The organism is Ruegeria sp. AL3 (assembly GCF_056536065.1).
The window spans coordinates 1,657,403-1,677,456 of the sequence record NZ_JBQFJG010000001.1; the positions used below are offsets into that span (position 1 = coordinate 1,657,403).

The window sequence follows — 20,054 nt, forward strand, 5'->3', positions numbered from 1 at the left end:
TCGTCAGCCTTGCAGGGCTTCCCACATCTCGAGGTCGCGCTGGGCGGTCCAGATGCGGGGCGTGTCAATGCCGCGCGCCTCGTCATAGGCGCGGGCCACGTTGAACGGCAGGCAGTGCTCGTAGATTGCGTAGTCGGCGAACTTCGGATCACACTCAGCGCGGACTGCGTCCCAGGCCTCTTTCAGGGACCCGCCGCGCGCGGCAACCTTCGCCGCCGGCCGGTATGTGCTTTCGACAAAATCGCGGGTGTTCTCGATGGCCGCATTCACCATGTCCTTGCCAACCAGCGCGTCACCGCGCCCCGGTGCGATGGCGTCGACGTCGAACCACTTGATCTCGTCCAGCGTGTCGCCCCAATCGCTGAAATGACCGTCGCCGCAATAGCAGGCCGAGTGATATTCGACGATATCGCCGGTGAACATCACGTTCTGATCCGGCACATGGATGACGATATCGCCAGCTGTATGCGCGCGGCCCAGATGCATCAGGTCGATCCGGCGGTTTCCCAGATACACCGTCATCGTATCGCTGAAGGTGGTGGTGGGCCATGTCAGGCCAGGGATGCTTTCATGCCCTTCAAAGAGGCGCGGGAAGCGCTGGAATTCGCTGTCCCAGTCTTCTTGACCCCGCTCGACGACCATGGCGCGGGCCATGTCCGACATCAGGATCTGCTGCGCGCCGAATGCGCTTGCGCCCAGAACACGCACTGCGTGGTAGTGGGTCAGGGCCACATGCGTGATCGGTTTGTCGGTGACGGAACGCACGCATTCGATCACCTTATTTGCCAGACGCGGAGTCGCCTGCGCCTCGACAATCATCACGCTGTCGTCGCCGATGATTACACCCGAATTCGGGTCGCCTTCGGCGGTAAAGGCATAAAGCCCTTCTCCGACTTCAGTAAAGCTGATCTTTTTTTCCGACATGTCCCCCTGGGACGCGAATGCCTTGGCCATGGTGGGTTCCTTATCGTGAATATGGGTTTTCAAGAGCGGGCAAAACGGTGCCGACACATTCACCGAAGCCGATCGTGTAGCCGTCGCCACGAGCTGCGCCGGTAAGGGTCAACGTGTCGCCATCGTCGATGAAGCTGCGGGTTTCACCGCTGTCCAATGTCAGAGGTTCTTTGCCGCCCCAGCTAAGCTCCAGCAACGAGCCACGTTCAGGTTTGGTTGGCCCGGAAATGGTCCCCGATCCCAGCAGGTCGCCCGTGTTCATGGGGCATCCTGATGTGGTGTGATGCGCCAATTGCTGCGCAGCGGAATAGTACATCTGGTTGTAATTGGTCCGGGCAATCGTCGTGGCGGGTTGCCCGGCAGGTGCCATGGTGACCGCCAGATCGATGTCATAGAGCATCGGGCCGCAATCCTTGAGGTGATCCAGAAGCTCGAACTCGCGGGGTGGCGTGTCACAGCGGAATGGCTCGAGCGCCGCCTTGGTCACGATCCACGGGCTGATCGAGGTTGCCGTGGCCTTTGCCTGAAACGGGCCCAGCGGCTGATATTCCCATGCCTGGATGTCGCGCGCGGACCAGTCATTCAGAAGCACGTAGCCGAAGATATTGTCATCCGCTTCCTGAACGGTGATCGGACCATCCGAGGGTGTTCCGACAATCGCGCCCATCTCAAGCTCGATGTCAAAACGGCGACTGGGCAGGAAGGCGGGCAAGTCCTGATCGGGGGCTTTCAGCTGACCCCAGGGGCGGCGAATATCCGTGCCTGATACCACGACCGAAGATGCGCGGCCGTTGTAACCAATGGGAATGTGCAGCCAGTTCGGTGGCAGGGCGTTTTCCGGCCCCCGGAACATGGTGCCCACGTTGAAGGCATGGTTTCGGCCTGCGTAGAAATCGGTGTATTCGCTGACCGCAAAGGGCAGATGCATTTCCGCATCTTCTTGTTTGACAAGCAGCGGTTCGACCTTGGCTTGTTCATCTGAACCCTCGGCCAGCAGGCTGATCAGCCGCTCACGCAGGGCCGCCCAGACGGCTGGGCCTTCCTCCATGAGAGGGTTCCAGAACGGCATGTCGAACAGCGGCTCATCGCTCAGGGTGATCAACCCCTCGGCTTCGGCGGCGGTGACGTCGAGGATCATGTCACCGATGGCCACACCACAGCGGGGATCATCACCTTCGGTCGAGAAGACACCATAAGGCAAATTGTTCAGTGGGAACGGATGTGTCGCGTCATTGGCCGACGCCACCCACGAAGTCATCAAAGGCATATCTTGCCCCTATTTTGTTATGTTCTAAGAGGTTCGAGAGGATTTTAGCTTTGGAACGGCGATAGCAAAAGCACGAAGCCGCCGCGGTTGTGGCATGTCATATGCACGAGGCGTCACTGCACACCGGTTGCCGAGGCACGTTGGCTCGGCAACCGGTTCAACTCCGGCATGTTCAGCGCGGGCAGGACGACGGCAATGAAACTGAACCGATGGGTGGCTCATTTCTTGCCCGGCGTTCCGTCGAACTTCTTCTCAAGCGATGTCCAGCAGTCGATATAGTCATCCTGCAACGGCGCTTCGGTGGCGGCAAACGAGGTCAGGTGCTGCGGGAAGCGGGTTTCGAACATGAACGACATTGTCTGGTCCAGCTTGTCCGGCCCCAGGTTTGAGTATGACGCCTTGTCGAAGGCCTCCCTGTCGGGGCCGTGTGGGATCATCATGTTGTGTAGGCTTGTGCCGCCAGGAACAAAGCCCTGCGGTTTCGCGTCGTACTGGCCGTAGATGTTGCCCATCAGCTCGGACATGATGTTCTTGTGGTACCACGGCGGGCGGAACGTGTCTTCCATCACCATCCAGCGTTCACGGAACAGGACAAAGTCGATATTGGCCGTACCGGGCTGGCCGGACGGAGCCGTCAGAACTGTAAAGATCGACGGGTCGGGGTGGTCAAACAGGATCGCGCCGACGGGGCAATAGTTGCGCAGGTCGTATTTGTAGGGCGCATAGTTGCCGTGCCATGCCACGACATCCAGCGGGCTGTGGCCGATCTTGGTGGTGTGGAATTGCCCGCACCATTTGATTGTCACGGTAGAAGGGGTTTCACGATCCTCATAAGCGGCCACCGGCGCCTTGAAGTCGCGCGGGTTGGCCATGCAGTTGGCACCGATTGGTCCGCGACCCGGCAGTTCAAACTTCTGACCGTAATTCTCGCAGACAAAGCCGCGCGCAGGGCCTTCCAGAACCTCGACCCGGTACAGCAAACCGCGTGGAATGATAGCGATCTCCTTGGGTTCCAGGTCGATGATTCCCAATTCCGTCGCAAATCGCAGGCGTCCTTCCTGTGGCACAACCAGCAATTCGGAATCAGCCGAAAAGAAATAGTCATCCACCATGGATTCCGTGACCAGATAGATGTGGCTTGCCATGCCGACCTGCGTGTTCACGTCACCTGCGGTCGTCATGGTCCGCATACCCGTCATCCAGTTCAGACCTTCATCGGAATGCGGGATAGGATCCCAGCGGTATTGTCCAAGGCTGATCACATCCGGATCAATGCAGGGGGCCGATTTCCAGTAGGGAAGATCGATTTTTTCATAACGGTGTGAGTGCTTTACCGATGGGCGAATTCGATAGCACCAGGTGCGCTCGGGCGGGTTGGCGGTAAAGGCGGTGCCGCTCAGCTGCTCTCCGTAAAGACCATAGTTGCACCGTTGCGGGCTGTTCATGCCTTGCGGCAGGGCCTCGGGCAGGGCCTCGGTTTCAAAGTCATTTCCAAAGCCAGGCATATAGCCTGCATGAGTTCCGACAGGCGTCGCAGCCTGTGTCAGCGTATGCGGATCAGTCGGACGATTCATTGCGTTTTCCTCCGTTTGCTGCTTGTCGGGTAATAGTTGATTTTGTAACTAACAAGCATGACACACGATGAATCCGAAAAAAATGATGACTTTTATCTGCAAAATTTTCTGCCCTTCCTGCTGAATCAGGCGGCCGAACGGGCTTCGCTAGAGTTTCAGGCAGTTTACAAGGGCCGCTATGGGATGCTCAGAACCGAATGGCGGGTATTGTTCCATCTGGGTTTGTTTGGCGAGATGACCGCCAAAGAAATCGGCGAGCGCGCCAGAATGCACAAAACCAAAATCAGCCGTGCTGTCGCCAAGCTGGAACAGCGTCGATACCTGAAACGCACACGGGACGAAGCGGATCGGCGGGCGGAATGGTTGACACTAACACCAGCAGGGCAAGCTGTGTATCGTGACCTGCGCGGCGTAGCTGCCAATTACGATGCGAAACTGTCAGGCCTGTTCAAACCGGAAGAGGCCGCGTTATTGCGGCAAATGCTGCAAAGGTTGGCTGGTTTGGACTGACCTATGGCAATTGACGCGGCCTGCCCCCAAATGGGGATCATACTTGATACGGACAACAAAATGACATTGCCAGATTCCGCTTCAGTTTTCTCACATTCCCTGATCGAATGGCTGGTCAGCAAGGGGCTGGAGGGCGCCGGGCAAGAAGAGCTGTTGGAAGGGTTTTGTGCCCGATTGGTGGAAATGGGTATTCCGTTGATGCGCTTTCATGCGGCGCAGTCGACTCTGCATCCGGTTTACGGAGGTACCGGTTACAGCTGGTACAACGGCGCGGGCGGTGAATCCGAGAAATTTGAGTTCACGGAAACGCCCAGCGAAGTTTGGCAGCAAAGCCCACTCTATACGCTGCTGAACGGTGATCTGGATGAAATTCGGGTCAAACTGGTCGACCATAATGAACCCAGCCGCTTTCCCTTGTTGAATGATCTGCGTGAAATCGGAGCGACCGATTATTATGCCACCGGCCTGTCATATGAAGGGGCCAGACAACTGCGCCCCGACGGTACGAAAAAGGTCAGCGATGGTGTTCTGATGTCCTGGACCAGCGACGCACCGAACGGATTCGAAGACAGCGATCTGAACCAAATACAAACTGTACTGCCGCATCTGGGGCTGGCGCTCAAATCCGCCAAGAACCAGGAACTGGCCAAGGATTTGATGCGGGTTTATCTGGGGCGGGATGCCGGTCGCCGGGTTCTGTCGGGTGAAATTCGGCGTGGGTCTTTGCAGCAAATCGACGCTGTGATCTGGAATTTCGACCTCGAAGGCTTCACCACGCTGTCCGAAGACCTGCCGGGGCATGAGATCATCGACATGCTGAACGACTATCTGGCCGTCGCCGTGGGTGTGGTGCATGACAAGGGCGGCAACATCCTGAAATTCATGGGTGACGGCCTGATGGCAATGTTCGATGTCGGAGAGATCGACGAAGACGCCCGTGCCGCGCTTGAGGCCGTGCCCTTATTGCAGTCCCGCATGGATGAACTGAACGCAAGGCGCCGCGCGCAGGGTCTGCCGGTGGCCAACTATACGCTGGCCTTGCATTCGGGCGAGATTCTCTATGGCAATATCGGGTCCGAGACCCGGCTGGACTTCACGGTGATCGGCCCGGCTGTCAACCAGGCCGCCCGCATTGCGGGAATGCACCGGTCTTTGGGTCAGAGGATCCTGATCTCGGATGATGTCGCCCGCGCTGCACAGCCCTGCGCGCAGGAGCTTGTCTCGGTCGGTCGCTACATGCTGCGCGGGGTGAATGAACCGAAAGAGCTGTTTACGGTGTACAGCCCCGGCGGGCCATCGGAAACCAATTGAAACTGCGGCTATTCCTTCCAGCGGTGCCGAAGCTGAAAAACGTGATGGAACGCCTTTGACCCGCCGGGATTGATCGGATAATCGCGTATGTTGTGGATTTGAGCCAGTATCTGGTTCGAACCCAGATCCACCGATGCTGCACCGGGGACAAGCGACAGAACCTCACATAATTCTGATATCTGCCGGAAAAGGTGACCCAAGCCGGTTTTGGGTTTTGCCAGCTTTATTCCTGCTGCCATGAATCCATGCCGACTTGGGTCTTGCCAGTTTCAATCCATGTAGAACTCAGCCTCCGTTTGAGTTCGCCAGCGGCGGTTGAGCAAAGTCATTGGCTGGCGGTGTCAGGTCCGCGGCTCCGGTTCCGGGCATCAACTCGAACCCAAGATCAAACTGGTCCAGAGTCGAAGCCAATTGCGACACAACATCGGTGTTGCCCTCGGATTGAGCGGTTCCGTCCGCCAGCATATCGACAAGCTTGCTCTCTCCGGTCATGACTTTCTCCAGATCCGCTCTGTTCAAGACGATCGACAGGTCTGCGTCGGGTGCCTTTCGATCAACGATGTGGGTCAGCGTGGCGTTGCTCATCTCGACGACGATGTTTTCATCCCGGTCCGGAATCGACAGGTTGATCGTGAATTCCATACCCGCCGCCTTTTCGCTGTTGACGCGGATGGCTATGAAATCAAGCCACATTGAGGTTTCCATCGCCCGGATCGTGTCAGGGCCGGTGGTTTCGATAGTTGCACCTTGCGGGATGCCGTTGCGCAATTCGTAAGCGGCACCAAGGAACGAGTTGCGAACCGAAGGGCTTTCTTTTTGATAGCCGATCTGCTCGAACGCATCAGCCAGCAGGTCCTTGGCTTGCTGATTTTCCGGTTCGGCATAGACCAGTTTGTTCAGGATCTCGGTTGCGTGCAAGTATTGCCCTGCGTCAATCAAGTCCTGCCCCTTGGACAGGATCGGATCGGCACCGCCCATCATCTCGACATACAGTGGTGCGCTGTCCTGGGGCGACAGAGGCGTCAAGGTGGTCGGGTTCGCATCCCAATACCCAAGATACCGGTTGATCACTGCCCGGCTGTTATGTTCGACCGAGCCGTGATAGCTGCGCGCAGCCCATTGCTGCCGAAGACTTTCGGGGACCTCATAGACATTATGGACCTCATTGATGGTCACACCCTTGTTAGCCAGATTCAACACTCCGTTGTTGAGGTTGGCGTAGGTGTCGCGCTGTGCACGCATGACCTCTTGAATGCGATCATTGCCGAAACGCGGCCAGGAATGCGAAGCGAACATCAACTCAGCTTCCTGCCCGAACTCATAAAGCGCGTCATTGATATGCTTCGACCAGCTGAGCGCATCGCGGACCAGCGCGCCGCGCAGGGTATAGATGTTGTGGATCGTGCCGGTGATGTTTTCCGCAGCCCAGAACGCCTTGAGGTCGGGGAAATAGGTGTTCATCTCGGCAGGGGCTTCGGTGCCAGGCGTATTCTGGAAGATCATGCGCACACCGTCGATGGTGATCTCTTCATAATCGTCCGAGACATAGCGGGTCGGCTCGATCAAGCCGGTGGTTCCGGCCGAGATGTTCTTGCCGATCGACTGATCCACATGACCATGCGGATCGCGCGGCAGCAAAACACCGTATTGGAAGAACAGACGGCGGTTCATCACGTTTCCTGCATAGACGTTCTCGGACACTGCATGTTCCATGAACCCTTCGGGTGCGATGACCTCGACCCCATTGGCCACATCTTCATCGGTGATGACACCACGGACACCGCCGTAATGGTCGGCATGTGAGTGCGAATAGACAACCGCCTTGACCGGCAACTCGCCTACCGTGTCATTCAACAGTTTCAACGCCGCCGCCGCCGTTTCCTTCGATGCCAGTGGATCGAAGATGATCCAGCCGGTCTCGCCGCGGATGAACGAGATGTTCGACAGATCGAAGCCGCGCACCTGATAGATCTTGCCTTCCAGAATCTCGTAAAGACCATAGTTCATGTTCAGGATCGCCTGACGTTGCAGCGATGGATGGATCGAGTCGAAATCCTGCCCTTCTTCCAACAGGAAGTCATAGCTGCCGATGTCCCACGCGACAGTGCCGTCTTCGGTCTTGATTTGGCGATAATCCGGAACGGCGATCAGACCTTTGCGGCTTTCTTCAAAATCGCGCTGATCGTCAAATGGTAGAGAGTCGCGCATCTGCTCCTGAAATTCGACCGTGAATTTCGATGGCATCTTGCCCTTGGGGTCAAAGTGATCCTGCGCGACCGCGGCACCAGCCGTCAAAATCGAAAGCGCGGTAGAGAAAAAAAGTGTATGTCGGCGTGCCATGTTCAAACGGTTCCTGTCGAGTTGAATGCAAATAACGAAAGCGACAAGGAAGCAGCAATAAAATCACACCACTAGGGAAAATCAGACCGTCCGCACGGGACGGTAGCTGTTTTGAACACAAATGCCACTTCCTTGAGGCTCCGGCGCCTGCCTGCGTGGCAAACTGCACGTTCCTGCTAACCTGAGAAAAAGATCAGTGAAGTGCGAACATGTTGCCACCCGAGTTCAATCCCATGTATGAACGTTCCCGTAGCTCTCTGAGTGCTTAATTTATAGGAACTTTTTACGGGACCGGGATTCTTCAGTTGGGCTTATCGGAAAATGACATTCGGGCGCAGTTGCACCGCCTTTTGAAGCATCAAGATTTCACCGCCACACCCCAGCGCCGCGCTTTTCTGTCTTATATCGTGGATGAGTATCTGGCCGGGCGCGCGGACCAAATCAAAGGCGTGTCCATCGCCATGTCCGTTTTCGGCCGGGATGAAACCTTCGATCAGCAAATTGATCCGATTGTCAGGCTTGAAGCGAGGCGACTGCGTCAAGATATAGACGGCTACTATGCTGGGCCCGGCCGATCAGATCCCATTCGATTGACCATTCCCAAGGGCGGCTATGCCCCAAGGTTTGAAAGCGTTGCCCCCCCGGCGGAACCAGTACCGGCACAGCCTGCGCCCCCTCATGTTTCCGGCTTCGGCCCCCGGCGATTTTTCAGGGCTGGGTTGGCTGTTTTCGGGGCTTTGGTGCTTTGGGAATTGATCTGGGTTTCTTTTTTTGCGTCGCCCACAAAAACGGCTCAGCTCTCGGTTCAACCGTTGCCGCAGGGTCCTGTGGTTGCGGTACTGCCATTCGACACTCTGGGTGAGGGGCCAAGCTATTTCGCCGATGGCATTACACAGCAACTGACCAGCGAGCTGGTCCGGTTTCGTGATATTTGGGTTCTCCCTTTGGGCAGCGTGCGGAGGTTTTCGCAAGGGGGCACGGATTCACAAGCTTTGCGCGCTGAGTTCGACGCGGATTTCGCGCTGGAAGGCAGTGTCATGGACATGGGCGACACGGTAGAATTGTCTGCCCGTCTCATAGACCTCAAGAGCCAGCGCTACATCTGGGTTCACGAATACAAGGTTGGCAGCTCACCCAGTGACATCTATGCCGCGCAAGACATGGTCATACAGGATGTGATCGGAAAACTTGCGGGTAAATACGGTGTTCTTACGCAAGACGCGATGAAGAAGGCGGCGCGCACCCCGCCCGGAAACCGTGATGCCCTTGACTGCGTGTTGAGTTACTACAGCTATCAGGTCACAATCGATCTTGATCGGCACGACGCAATCAAGGCCTGTATCCTGAGAGCGCTTGAACAAAACCCCGACTATGCCGAAGCGTGGGCAGTACTGTCCAACCTGTATCTTCAACAAGTCCGGTTTAGTCTTGGCGGAGACCGCCAAGATCTTTTTGCCGCCGCGGATGCGGCTGCGCGTCGGGCGGTGGAGATTGATCCAAATTTGGCTGCCGGGCATTTGATGCTGGCCAACATGCGCTTTGTTCTTGGCGATATTCAGGGGTTTCGCCAGGCGGGTCAGGTCGCAATTGATCTGAGCCCGAATGACACGGCTGTTCTGGCGCATTACGGAATGAGATTGGCCTTCAGTGGCGAATGGGACGAAGGGCTGACCTTCGTGGAACGGGCCATCGCCCTGAACCCGGTCCATCCGCACTGGTATCGTTTCCCGCGTGTCATTTATGAGTTCGATCAGGGAAACCACCAGCAGGCCCTGACAATTCTGGATCAAATCGACATGCCGAACTTCTTTTGGACGCATCTGTGGGGGGCTGCCTTGAATGGTGAGTTGGGGAATCAAGAAGCGGCCCAGGCGTCATTGAATGAACTGCGGGCGCTACAGCCAAATTTCGCATCAAAGGCGCGGGACATTTTTTCAATCTGGCAATTCGATGACTCGTTTCAGAGGAAACTGATGAACAGTCTTCGTAAAGCCGGCCTGCAAGCCGAAGCTTGACGACATCTGACCGAAGGAAATCTTCGAAGCCGGGAATTCTGAATGCCGTCGCCCCCGAGCCGTGCCGAGGTGTCGGCGGCGGGCTCGACCGTCACGTCGCCGAAGATCAGCCGCAGCTGACCGCCCGGCTTTCACCGCATCCGGCCACCGACGAAGCCCGCTCTCGGAGATCCCTTCGCCATGCGATCCGGGAAATGCAGTCTGAGCATCCAACGCAAAACGTACTCTCCGTCATGAGATAGACATCGCCTCGCGGGCCGGCCGGGGCGAGCAGTGTGACGCTCAGCCGCCGCGCAGCTCACTTTGTCGGCATGGCGGTCGCCGGGACAGCTGATCAGAAATCAATCTCTACACCCGGTAGGTTCAGCTCTTTCATCATGTCACGCAATTCCTGCCGGGCGGCGATGTTCGAGATGTTCAGCTGTTTGACGCCTATGTCCTTCAGGTCCAACAGGGTCAGGCCGCGCGGGAACAGTTCGCGGAAGATAACCCTCTCGGAAAAGCCCGAGGCGACGCGGAAGCCGATGCGCTGGGACAGCATTTCGATCGCGCGTTGCATCTTTTCCTTGTTGACCATGCGCTGCGTACCGACCCGGTTGCGGACAACGACCCAGTCGATCGGCTTCAGCCCTGCCTGTGCCCGCAGTTGACGAGCGTTCCAGACCATTTCGGAATAGACGGACGGGCCAAGGATTTTTTCGCCCTTCGAGTCGATCCGCGCCAAAAGGTCGAAGTCAATGAAGCTGTCGTTCAACGGGGTGATCAGGGTGTCGGCCAGCGAATGCGCCACCTGACTCAGACGGGTGTGAGACCCCGGGCAGTCGATCAGAATAAAGTCGCTGTCGCTTTCCAGCTGGGATACGGCAGCAGACAGGCGATGGTCATAGATGTTCTCGCCCGGTTTCAACGTTGCGGCATCGATCTCGGGCAGGTCGTGATGGCGCGGGCTGGGAAGGGTCAGGTCCGAGCTCTTGAGGAAGTTGTTGCGGTTCTCGAAGTATCGTCCCAGACTGCGCTGACGCAGATCCAGATCCAACGTGCTGACCTTGTGTCCCAATCGGGCCAGCGCGGTCGCCACATGCATCGACACGGTCGATTTGCCTGCGCCACCCTTTTCGTTCCCGACCACAATGATATGTGCCATGCTTGTATTCCCAAGTCCCGCCGTGCTTCACTACACGTTGTTGTCAGCCACTATATGTTGTGTCGGCGGCGAAGGAAAGAACCTCAAGCGGCGCTTTCGGGCAATATCAGACTCCAATCGGGAAAACCCAACGCCGTGCACGGGTTACACAGGGCGCTTGCCATTGCAATGGCACTGATTCACTGTCGACAAACGGTTTCGGCAAGGAGTTTTTTGCTTGGAGCACCTGTTCCTGAATGTTTTGAACGTGGTTCTGCCTGTCCTGATCTGTGCTGGTATTGGCTATGTTCTTGCCGTGATTCAGGCGCCTTTCGACAACAAGGTCATTGGCGGGATCGTCTCAAAAGTCGGCTATCCGACATTGATCATTTCTCATCTGTCGAGCACCAAACTGGCCGTGGGCACGTTTCTTGACATGATGACCGCCGCTGCCCTTGCGGTGGCCGGTTTCGGGGTGTTGGGGTATGTCGGGCTCAAGGCTCTTCGCTTGCCGGTGAGGGCCTTTCTGACGCCGTTGATGCACGGGAATGTCGGCAACATCGGCCTGCCAATCACTTTGCTGGCGCTGGGCGATGCAGGTATGGCCTATACCATGGCGTTCGTGGTGGTTGTGCTGATCAGCATCTTCACCGTCGGCATGTGGATCCCGGCCGGAGAATTCTCGCCCAGGAAACTGGCGACGTCCCCGATTATATATGCCGTGGGCCTCGCCCTGATCCTGATGGCAACGGGGCAGAGCCTGCCGCAACCGGTCGCAAAGTCCTTTGACATCTTGGGTGGATTGTCCATCCCGCTCATGCTGCTGACCCTGGGGCATACGCTCGCGACGCTGCGTGTGAAAAGCCTGGGTCGCGCGGTTCTGCTAACGGCCCTGCATCTGGCGATGGCGGTTGCAATTGCCAGTGTTCTGATCTGGTTGTTTGGTTTCACGGGAACCGAGCGGGGTGCGCTGATCCTGTGTTGCCTGATGCCTTCTTCCGTGGCGACTTATCTGTTTATCGACCAGCATGTTCCGGAATACGGGCCGGATGTGGCAGGGTTCATTCTTGTCTCGACGCTCGGTACTGTGCTGGTGCTGCCAGTTGCGCTGTCTTACTGGATCTGACGCAACTCTATGCGCAGGGCCAGAAATCGTTAAACTGATGATGATTGTATTTAACATTCTTGGTCAGTGGGTGTTTTATGGCCGATGAGAGCTCGGCAAGTGTATCTCCGCAGTCCCGCGCCCGCGTGGTGCTGGCCATGACGGCCATCTGCATGATGGTCGTGGGGTTCAACACCACCGCTGTGTCCACCATATTGCCCAATCTCAGGGCCGAGTTCGATTTGACCCCGTCAGGTTTGCAATGGGTGATGGCCACGTATTCCGTGACCAGCGCCACACTTGTCTGCATCGTCAGCCGGCTGGGTGACATTACCGGCAAGATGGGCGTGTTCTTTTTTGGCATGATCGTCTTTGCAATCGGGTCTGCCTTTGCCCTGTTGGCGCAGGATGGGGCGATGCTGCTTATCGGGCGCGGCGCGCAAGGCGCGGGCGCGGCTGCTTTGTTCGGCACGTCCCTGTCACTGTTGACGGCGGCCACGCCCGAAGAGCAGCGCGCCAGCGTTACCGGCGTCTGGGGGGCGATTGTCGGTCTGGCGATCGGTGTCGGGCCCATCGTCGGTGGCGCTTTCGGCCACTATGTCAGCTGGCGCGCCGTCTTTGCAGCCGACCTGGTTCTGCTGGCTGTGGCCTTTGCCATCGGGCTGCATGTCAGCAAACGGAAATACGTTCCCGATACCCGCCTTGCCGGGGCAAAGTTCGATTATGCGGGGGCCGTTGCCATTCTTTTTTTCCTCGGGCCATTGTCCTTTGCGCTCAGCAACGGGGAAAGCGGCGGGTGGACTTCGCCTTTGACACTGGTGCCCCTGGTCGTGGCGGCCGTGTCGACAATTGCCCTTGTCATCGTATCCCGCCGCAGCGACGATCCTTTGATCGAGCTTCGGTACTTTCGCCATCCGCGTTATCTGATGGCTGCGGCGGGGATGTTCTTTACTGGCTTCACGCTGTTCTGCTTCTTCGTCTATTTCAATACATTCGTCCAATCGCCCGATGCCTTTGGGTATTCGTCCATCGGTGCGGGGCTGGCGATCATGCCGCTCAGCCTCAGCATGTTTTTGATATCGGCTACCGCACCCCGCTTTCTTGCCCCCTACAGCTTTCAATGGCCGATCGCCATTGGCCTGGGGGCGATGGCCTGCGGGTTCCTGCTGCTGATGGCAACAACGAACACAACGCAGTTTTCCGAAATCTGGTGGAAGCTGCTGATCGTCGGTGTCGGGTTGGGCATCTGCTTTTCGCTGTTGCCACGTCTGGGTCTGCGCCTGCTGCCCGAGCAGCATGTGGGGCAGGGTTCTGGGGTCATCAACGCCTGTCTCTACTTCGGAGCAACCCTTGGTGCCGTGGTGGGCGGTCTGGCTGAAGCGATTACCAGACGCCGAGGTCTGTCCGAGGTGATCGACGCGTTGCCTGCCGGGTCAACCCAGCGCGAGAATCTGGCCCATGCGCTGACACACGGAACGCCGAACCAGATACAGCAATTGATATCGGGGATGGATCCGACTGCGGGAGACACATTGGCGAAGGCCCTGCGGGATGTGCAGGACAACGCCTTTGACAATGCCATGTTAGTTGCCGCGATTGCGGCACTGGCCGGAATGACACTGGCGCTGATGTTGTTGCGCGGGCCGGTTCCCCCTGTACACAGTGCGGCGGAATTGACCCGCAATCCGCGACAACCAAGCCCCTAACCGCCGAGGTAAACCCCTTTCTGCGGGCGAAAAAAGACCTTCTGATCGTGTAGCTTGCCCAGAAGTTCGTGAATGCGCCTCAACGTGTCTTCCCGGTCGGTCCTGCTGTCCTCTGGTTCATCCGAAGCAACATGTGACAACGAAGCGATCGAGTCGCGCAACGCCGTTTCAATCAGATCCATATCATCGATTGAAAGCTCGATCATGTCATTGTACTGGGGCATGTCCGGATCTCCGTGGAAGCTGAGCGTTGGTCAACCGGAGTGTAGCATCCCTGGGCCTTTGCCAAAACGCATCTTGTTCGGTTAGTCCGGTTTCGCGTCCATAAGACACATGGAAGCTTCCAACAAAAAAGGCCGCCCCCAAGGGACGGCCTTTCGAAATCGAAACCGGTCAGACTTAGAAGCCCAGACCTTCGTATTTCTTTTTGAATTTCGACACGCGGCCGCCGGCGTCCATCAGGCGCGACGAACCACCAGTCCATGCAGGGTGCACGGAGGGGTCGATTTCCAGAGCCAGCTGGTCGCCTTCGGCGCCCCAGGTGGATTTCATCTGAACCACGGTGCCATCGGTCATTTTGACGTCGATGACGTGATAATCGGGATGGATGTCTTTTTTCATCTTTCCGTTCCTTACGCTTCGGCGCCAGCCTTGGGCTTGTAGTTCGTGACCTCTGCGATACGTGCGGATTTACCGCGGCGGGTGCGCAGATAGTACAGTTTGGCGCGACGAACGCGGCCACGGCGGACAACGGTGATGCTGTCGATGTTGGTCGAATACAGCGGGAACACACGCTCCACGCCTTCGCCGAACGAAATCTTGCGAACGGTGAACGAACCGGCAATGCCATTGCCGTTGTTGCGCGCGATGCAGACGCCTTCGTAGTTCTGCACACGGGTGCGCGACCCCTCGGTCACCTTATAGCCGACACGAATGGTGTCACCGGCCTTGAAGTCGGGGATGTCTTTCCCCAGGGCGGCAATCTGTTCCGCCTCAAGCTGTGCGATAAGATCCATCGCAGGTACTCCTATATGCTCGTGGTTGGTCCACGAAGTTTGGGCACGGCCTGAGAGCTCTTGGTCTTCACCGGGTCCTGCATGCAGCCCGCCAGAGGTCAGATCGAATGTTCCTTTGGTCTGGTTTGATCTGACACATCCCCGCCGAAGAAAGCCGGGCTTTAAGCCGAAAATCAAACCAAAACACCGGAGTCGCAGAATGCGGCACCGGATTGCGGTCGTTTAAGGGTATTGAGTGCCGGGATCAAGAACAAATCGTATGGCGAAGCAGTGGGAATCCGCCTTTCGAAAATCCCACCGTTGCCACAGCGGTCAGATCAGGCATTCTGAAGGAAATTGAAAGAGCAGAAATTTCAGACAGGATCCCATGATGCGAATTGCACTTATGCTGACGATTGCAGCCGCTTTGCTTATGTCGTGCGGACGCGGCGGCCCGAAACCGCAGGTCGTGGAGCCCACGCCGGGCGTGGACAGGACGGCACCGTCCGTAATCTATCCTGATTTTGGGGACGCCGATCCGCATGAGTGGGAAGGCCGTCACCCTGGCTTGTATCCGATCCACGGGCTTGACGTCTCGCGCTGGCAGGGACCGATAGACTGGCGTACGGCCAAAGCTTCGGGCGTAAGCTTTGCATTTCTGAAAGCAACCGAAGGCGGCGATGTGGCGGATCCATTGTTCGACGACCACAGGCGCGGTGCTCAGGCAGCGGGCGTGCCGTGGGGGGCTTATCATTACTATTATTTCTGCCGATCGGCCCAGGAACAGGCGCGTTGGTTCATTCAGAACGTCCCGAAAGGGGCAGATCTGCCGCATGTTCTTGACATGGAGTGGACGCCGCATTCCAAGACCTGCACGTTGCGGCCCGATGGCAGAACCGTCCGCGCCGAAGCGCAGCGCTTTCTGGACATTCTCGAACGGCATTATGGCCGGCGTCCCATCGTCTATACGACAGTGGATTTCTTTGCAGATACGGATATCGGGCGTTTGCCCAAAACCGAGTTCTGGTTGCGATCCGTCGCAGGCCATCCGCGTCAGGTCTATCCCCGCACAGTCTGGCGGTTTTGGCAATACACCGGCACCGGGCTGGTGCCGGGGGTTCAGGGCAGGGTGGACATCAACACGTTCAACGGCACCCCAGAAACTTGGGCCAGCTGGAAAGCGCGCCGCTAGTTTTTGGCTGTTCCGTAGGTTTCGATAGTGCCGCCCCCGACCAGGTGGTCCAGCCGCCGTTCGCGTTCATCACCAAAGGCGTTGCGCACCCAGAACGATTCACCCGCGGTCAGTTCGCGCCGCTCGAAACCGCGTGCGCGCAGGCAGCGATCAACCTGATCGATTTCGCCCTGTTGGCGCAGCTCGTCCTGAAATGGCGCGGTGACCGCAGGCCCGATGATGATGCCCCAAAGCAGGATATTGGTTGCATAACCGCCAATTACGGCGCTGTTGCCGCCCTCGTCAGCTTCCTGAGAGCAGGAATCAACGGCAACCTTCGCAGAGTGCAGATTGTGACCGGCTTGCGTCGGAACGGACATCCCAAGCGGTTTGGTGGTACAGGCGGAGACAACTAGTAACGTGCCAAGCAATAGCTTTTTCATAATGCCTTCTATTTCACTTCTTATTACCCAAAAACCAATGGGGTATGGAAGTGAATAAGTTTAGGTGTGTTCAACTTCAAATGGCATTCTGACAAACATCGAAACTGAGGCATCCCGGCCACAACGAGCGGGTCTAGTCCTGGGTTTCCGATGTGGCTTTGACATATTCCGCCCAGATATCAGGACGCCGTTCGCGCGTGATGTCTTCTGCCATTTTATGCCGCCATTCCGCGATCCGGCCATGATGGCCCGACATCAGAACCTCGGGGATCGGGCGCCCTTTCCAACTTGCGGGGCGGGTATACTGGGAGTGCTCCAGCAAACCCGAGGCAAAACTTTCCTCTTCTGTCGAAGCCTGATTTCCAAGCACTCCGGGAATCAGCCGTACCGTGGCATCGATCAGGGCTTGTGCCGCGATTTCGCCGCCGGTCATGACGAAATCACCCAACGATACCTCTTGAACGCCGTAATGTTCCAAAACGCGCTCGTCCACGCCTTCAAAACGACCGCACAGAAGGGTCATGCCGTCACAACGGGCAAGATTCTGCATCATGCGCTGGTCCATGCGACGCCCGCGCGGGCTGAGGTAGATCAGCGGCCAGTTTCCTTGAATGCCTGCCATCGCATGTTCGATCGCGTCACCCAGAACATCGGCCCGCAGAACCATGCCCGCGCCACCCCCAGCCGGGGTGTCATCAACATTGCGATGTTTGCCTATTCCGAACTGTCGCAGATCCACTGTTTCCAGTTGCCAAAGCCCTTCCTGCAAGGCCTTACCTGTCAGGCTTTCGCCCAGAACACCGGGGAAGGCGGACGGGAACAAAGTGATGATCTTGGCTTTCCAGACCCCGTGCAGATCAGGGCTCGGCGTCATCAGCTCGCGTGGTTTCAGGGAAGGACGGATCGCCTTGCGGCCGTGGGATCTGCTGGGTTTCTCTGTCATGTCTGGCGGGCCAGTTCGTTCTGTGCGGATTGAATCAGAGCTTTCTTCTGGGTGATCATGGCGGCGTCGTCCAGCGAGGATCGGTTCAGCGCCAGGATTTCCTGTAGCACATCGTCTGAAAATGTTGGCGTGCCATGTGCAGGCCCGACAAGCTGCGACGAAAGCTCGGGTGGCAGGTTCAAAAATTCGGCCAAGGGCGCACCTGCACCAAGGCGGTGGTTCTGCAACGCTTCCATCCACTCTGTTCTGACCGTAACGGATGGCAGCCGATTCCGGACGGCATCAGCGGTTTCCTGAAGGGATGGCAGATTGGCCAGGTCGGAAGAAAAGGCGTCCAAATCCTGCACCATGCGTGATTTCTGCAAGTCGTGTGCCCACAGGCTCCGCAGCCATTGATCGCGGGCGCGCAAGGATATGTAGATCGTGATGTCGGTTTCATGACCCAGAAACCGACGCCGCACGACGCTGACCAGAGTTTCCGCCAGTTCCGGTGCAGCACCGTATCCTTCTCGCTTGTTTCTGCTGGGGCGCAAGCCTGCGAAATTCTCTTCGCTTAGGATCAACCCCCGGCGTGCGCCGAAATCCAGATCGTCCAGAAACGCGTGCAGGTGGCTTCCAAAACCCGCCAATGTGGAATCCAGCCGGTAAAGCGAGTGACGCGTGGCGCTCTCGCTCAAGCCGCTGTTGCGCGTTTTGTAGGGCAGTACCAATGCGAAGCGTGGCCAGATCAGTTTCCGGTTTTCATGGAGGAAGGACTGTGCTGCGGTCATGCCTGTCTTGTGCAGGCCCAGATGCAGCAGGACCCGACGCATCAGATCAGGCCTTCGGGCGGGTCGGCCACGATACGGCCTTGTTCCAGATCCACCGTGGGTACAACTTGCATCGTGAAAGGCAGCAAAACCGTGGTTTTCAGGCCCGGCCCGTGCAATTCCAACAAGTCCGCGGCGCCGTGGTTCTGCACCGATTTGACCTTGCCCAACAAGGTGCCTCCGGTGTCATAGACATCCAGCCCGATCAGATCGTTGTGGTAGAATTCATCATCGGGCAGCGACGGCAGCTGATCGCGCCTTGCGTAAAGGCGCAACCCATTCAGGGCATCCGCCTGTTCCTTGGTTTCAACGCCACCAAGGCGGGCCGCGAATCCGTTCTTGATGGTGCGCGTCAATACCACCGGATAACGCTCTTTGCCCGCTTCATCGGTCAGCGGCGAATAGGTCTCGATATCTTCGGGAACGGCGCAAAAGCTTTTCAGCCTCACCTCGCCTCGCACACCGTAAGCCCCGGCAATGCTGCCGACGCAGATCAGATCACTCATTGGCTGCCCCAGTCGTCAAACATATCCCGTTTCTCCATTCGCCAAGCCCGTTGCAGGCTTCGCGCTGGTTGTTGCGCTCGAAGAACACGCCCACAATAAAGGCGATCAGCAGCAGAATGGGAAGTCGTATCAATCCGAACATGAGGTCTTACCGTGTTTCGATCGCCAGGCCCTGCGCCCGGGTTTCCCAGCCGACCTGTTCCAGTTCAGGCGTATCCGACATCTGTTCCGGCCGGCCGACACAGAAATAGCCGATCAGGCGCCAGGTTTCAGGAACATTCAGATCGCGCTTCATCTGGTCGGGATCCAGAATGGAAACCCAGCCCAGCCCCAGACCTTCCACCCGAAGTGCAAGCCAGAACAAAGTGATCGCGGACACGACAGAATAGCGCCGCATCTCGGGCATCGTGCCGGCGCCAAGTCCCAGCCCTTTTTCGGTGCTGTCGTCGCAGAAGACGGCCAGTTGCACGGGCGCTTCCTGCATCCCGGACAGCTTCAGGCTGCTGTACAGCTGCGCCTTGTCACCCGAGTAGCCCGCCAAAGCGTGGTCATTGGCGGTGCGAAAATTCTTCAGCGCTGCGGCCCTTGCCGCTTCGCTTTCGACGCGGATCACGCGCCAGGGTTCGCTGAGCCCCACTGAAGGGGCCAGTCGAAATGCGTCGAGGCAGCGCGCCAGCACTGCCTCGTCAATCGCATCGGTGCGGAACCGGCGCACATCCCGCCGGAGCCGCAACAACAGGTCGAACTGCGTGCGAAAATCGTCTGTAAAGGGGTGATCCCGCACGCGTGCGCCTGCTTATTCTTCTGCTGCGGCTTCTTCCGCCGGAGCAGCAGCGGCTTCGGCTGCTTCAGCGGCCTTGGCGGCTTTCTCTTCGGCGCGCTCCTGGGCTTTCTTGCCCGGAGTTCCCTTGTTGGGGTTGTTGCGCTCGGCCTTGTCACGGGCACCGGCCGCTTCCAGCATGCGTGCGATACGGTCGGTGGGCTGTGCGCCCTGATCCAGCCAGTACTGGATGCGCTCCATGTTCATTTTCACGCGCTCTTCACTGTCTTTCGGCAGCAGCGGGTTGTAGGTGCCCAGTTTCTCGATGAAACGGCCATCGCGCGGCATACGGCTGTCAGCCGCAACGATGCGATAGAAAGGACGTTTTTTCGAGCCGCCGCGGGCGAGACGAATTTTCATTGCCATGGTGGTATCTCCTTTGAATGGCATCACGCCAGAGGCGTGTCTTTGTTTGAGCCGGCGTGGGTGCCGGTTAGTTCTGGTGTTTGTTGAACCGGAGGT

Annotated in this window: 22 protein-coding genes; 6 read left to right on the plus strand and 16 right to left on the minus strand. The window is 57.6% G+C overall.

Annotated elements, in window-relative coordinates; translation table 11 throughout:
• Positions 1 to 3 precede the first annotated feature (3 nt).
• From ACR3E6_RS08395 to hmgA, 3 genes are all read right to left on the minus strand, one after another.
• Positions 4 to 954 carry an MBL fold metallo-hydrolase gene (locus tag ACR3E6_RS08395; RefSeq protein WP_039541551.1) on the minus strand — a complete coding sequence of 317 codons (951 nt, stop codon included), beginning with the start codon at positions 952 to 954 and terminating at the stop codon, positions 4 to 6.
• Between the two features lie 10 nt (positions 955 to 964).
• The gene (gene fahA / locus ACR3E6_RS08400) at positions 965 to 2,221 is read right to left on the minus strand and encodes a fumarylacetoacetase (RefSeq protein ID WP_480486684.1); all 1,257 of its coding nucleotides are present in this window, start codon (positions 2,219 to 2,221) and stop codon (positions 965 to 967) included.
• A gap of 218 nt (positions 2,222 to 2,439) precedes the next feature.
• Positions 2,440 to 3,795, minus strand: a complete 1,356-nt coding sequence (hmgA, locus tag ACR3E6_RS08405; RefSeq protein WP_171232726.1) for a homogentisate 1,2-dioxygenase — start codon at positions 3,793 to 3,795, stop codon at positions 2,440 to 2,442.
• Between the two features lie 57 nt (positions 3,796 to 3,852).
• Here hmgA and ACR3E6_RS08410 point away from each other — a divergent pair, with 57 nt between their 5' ends.
• Together ACR3E6_RS08410 and ACR3E6_RS08415 are read left to right on the plus strand one after the other, a co-directional pair.
• Complete coding sequence (locus ACR3E6_RS08410; protein ID WP_171120356.1) at positions 3,853 to 4,305, plus strand: MarR family winged helix-turn-helix transcriptional regulator; 453 nt, start codon at positions 3,853 to 3,855, stop codon at positions 4,303 to 4,305.
• A gap of 60 nt (positions 4,306 to 4,365) precedes the next feature.
• Positions 4,366 to 5,616 carry an adenylate/guanylate cyclase domain-containing protein gene (locus ACR3E6_RS08415; RefSeq protein ID WP_171637654.1) on the plus strand — a complete coding sequence of 417 codons (1,251 nt, stop codon included), beginning with the start codon at positions 4,366 to 4,368 and terminating at the stop codon, positions 5,614 to 5,616.
• 8 nt (positions 5,617 to 5,624) lie between these two features.
• On the opposite strand, the gene ACR3E6_RS08420 is transcribed toward ACR3E6_RS08415, so the two are convergent.
• Positions 5,625 to 5,855 (minus strand): hypothetical protein, encoded by a 231-nt coding sequence (locus ACR3E6_RS08420; protein ID WP_209835266.1) that lies wholly within the window; start codon positions 5,853 to 5,855, stop codon positions 5,625 to 5,627.
• A 46-nt stretch (positions 5,856 to 5,901) separates the two neighbouring features.
• Positions 5,902 to 7,956, minus strand: coding sequence for an alkyl/aryl-sulfatase (locus ACR3E6_RS08425; protein WP_480486687.1), 2,055 nt, complete (start codon positions 7,954 to 7,956; stop codon positions 5,902 to 5,904).
• A 350-nt stretch (positions 7,957 to 8,306) separates the two neighbouring features.
• Here ACR3E6_RS08425 and ACR3E6_RS08430 point away from each other — a divergent pair, with 350 nt between their 5' ends.
• Entirely contained in the window at positions 8,307 to 9,971 is a 1,665-nt protein-coding gene (locus tag ACR3E6_RS08430; RefSeq protein ID WP_480486689.1) for a tetratricopeptide repeat protein, read from the plus strand.
• 334 nt (positions 9,972 to 10,305) lie between these two features.
• Here ACR3E6_RS08430 and ACR3E6_RS08435 read toward each other — a convergent pair whose 3' ends face one another.
• Entirely contained in the window at positions 10,306 to 11,115 is an 810-nt protein-coding gene (locus ACR3E6_RS08435; RefSeq protein WP_152457022.1) for a division plane positioning ATPase MipZ, read from the minus strand.
• Between the two features lie 217 nt (positions 11,116 to 11,332).
• Here ACR3E6_RS08435 and ACR3E6_RS08440 point away from each other — a divergent pair, with 217 nt between their 5' ends.
• Positions 11,333 to 12,220: an AEC family transporter gene (locus ACR3E6_RS08440; protein WP_480486692.1), complete on the plus strand. Its 888-nt coding sequence runs from the start codon at positions 11,333 to 11,335 to the stop codon at positions 12,218 to 12,220.
• 77 nt (positions 12,221 to 12,297) lie between these two features.
• Positions 12,298 to 13,905, plus strand: coding sequence for an MFS transporter (locus ACR3E6_RS08445; protein ID WP_171724820.1), 1,608 nt, complete (start codon positions 12,298 to 12,300; stop codon positions 13,903 to 13,905).
• Here the strand turns inward: ACR3E6_RS08445 and ACR3E6_RS08450 are convergent.
• From ACR3E6_RS08450 to rplS, 3 genes are all read right to left on the minus strand, one after another.
• Positions 13,902 to 14,129: a hypothetical protein gene (locus tag ACR3E6_RS08450; RefSeq protein WP_480486694.1), complete on the minus strand. Its 228-nt coding sequence runs from the start codon at positions 14,127 to 14,129 to the stop codon at positions 13,902 to 13,904. The two genes, ACR3E6_RS08445 and ACR3E6_RS08450, sit on opposite strands and share 4 nt — an antisense overlap.
• 175 nt (positions 14,130 to 14,304) lie before the next feature.
• Positions 14,305 to 14,526, minus strand: a complete 222-nt coding sequence (rpmE, locus tag ACR3E6_RS08455) for a 50S ribosomal protein L31 (RefSeq protein WP_050605278.1) — start codon at positions 14,524 to 14,526, stop codon at positions 14,305 to 14,307.
• Between the two features lie 11 nt (positions 14,527 to 14,537).
• A complete protein-coding gene (gene rplS / locus ACR3E6_RS08460) occupies positions 14,538 to 14,921 on the minus strand; it encodes a 50S ribosomal protein L19 (protein ID WP_152457026.1) in 384 nt (127 codons plus the stop codon).
• 370 nt (positions 14,922 to 15,291) lie between these two features.
• Here rplS and ACR3E6_RS08465 point away from each other — a divergent pair, with 370 nt between their 5' ends.
• The gene (locus ACR3E6_RS08465; protein ID WP_210093792.1) at positions 15,292 to 16,092 is read left to right on the plus strand and encodes a glycoside hydrolase family 25 protein; all 801 of its coding nucleotides are present in this window, start codon (positions 15,292 to 15,294) and stop codon (positions 16,090 to 16,092) included.
• Here the strand turns inward: ACR3E6_RS08465 and ACR3E6_RS08470 are convergent.
• From ACR3E6_RS08470 to rpsP, 7 genes are all read right to left on the minus strand, one after another.
• Entirely contained in the window at positions 16,089 to 16,514 is a 426-nt protein-coding gene (locus ACR3E6_RS08470) for a hypothetical protein (protein WP_171637639.1), read from the minus strand. The two genes, ACR3E6_RS08465 and ACR3E6_RS08470, sit on opposite strands and share 4 nt — an antisense overlap.
• Positions 16,515 to 16,647: 133 nt before the next feature.
• Positions 16,648 to 17,457: a tRNA (guanosine(37)-N1)-methyltransferase TrmD gene (gene trmD / locus ACR3E6_RS08475; RefSeq protein WP_480486697.1), complete on the minus strand. Its 810-nt coding sequence runs from the start codon at positions 17,455 to 17,457 to the stop codon at positions 16,648 to 16,650.
• A complete protein-coding gene (locus ACR3E6_RS08480) occupies positions 17,454 to 18,269 on the minus strand; it encodes a hypothetical protein (protein WP_171637635.1) in 816 nt (271 codons plus the stop codon). The genes trmD and ACR3E6_RS08480 overlap by 4 nt, the downstream gene beginning before the upstream one ends.
• Positions 18,269 to 18,772: a ribosome maturation factor RimM gene (gene rimM / locus ACR3E6_RS08485; protein WP_152457030.1), complete on the minus strand. Its 504-nt coding sequence runs from the start codon at positions 18,770 to 18,772 to the stop codon at positions 18,269 to 18,271. The genes ACR3E6_RS08480 and rimM overlap by 1 nt, the downstream gene beginning before the upstream one ends.
• The gene (locus ACR3E6_RS08490; RefSeq protein WP_162896811.1) at positions 18,765 to 18,914 is read right to left on the minus strand and encodes a hypothetical protein; all 150 of its coding nucleotides are present in this window, start codon (positions 18,912 to 18,914) and stop codon (positions 18,765 to 18,767) included. The genes rimM and ACR3E6_RS08490 overlap by 8 nt, the downstream gene beginning before the upstream one ends.
• A gap of 6 nt (positions 18,915 to 18,920) precedes the next feature.
• On the minus strand, positions 18,921 to 19,556 hold the full coding sequence (bluB, locus tag ACR3E6_RS08495) for a 5,6-dimethylbenzimidazole synthase (RefSeq protein ID WP_480486700.1): 636 nt from the start codon (positions 19,554 to 19,556) through the stop codon (positions 18,921 to 18,923).
• Between the two features lie 12 nt (positions 19,557 to 19,568).
• Positions 19,569 to 19,958 (minus strand): 30S ribosomal protein S16, encoded by a 390-nt coding sequence (gene rpsP, locus ACR3E6_RS08500; RefSeq protein WP_010437590.1) that lies wholly within the window; start codon positions 19,956 to 19,958, stop codon positions 19,569 to 19,571.
• Positions 19,959 to 20,054 lie beyond the last annotated feature (96 nt).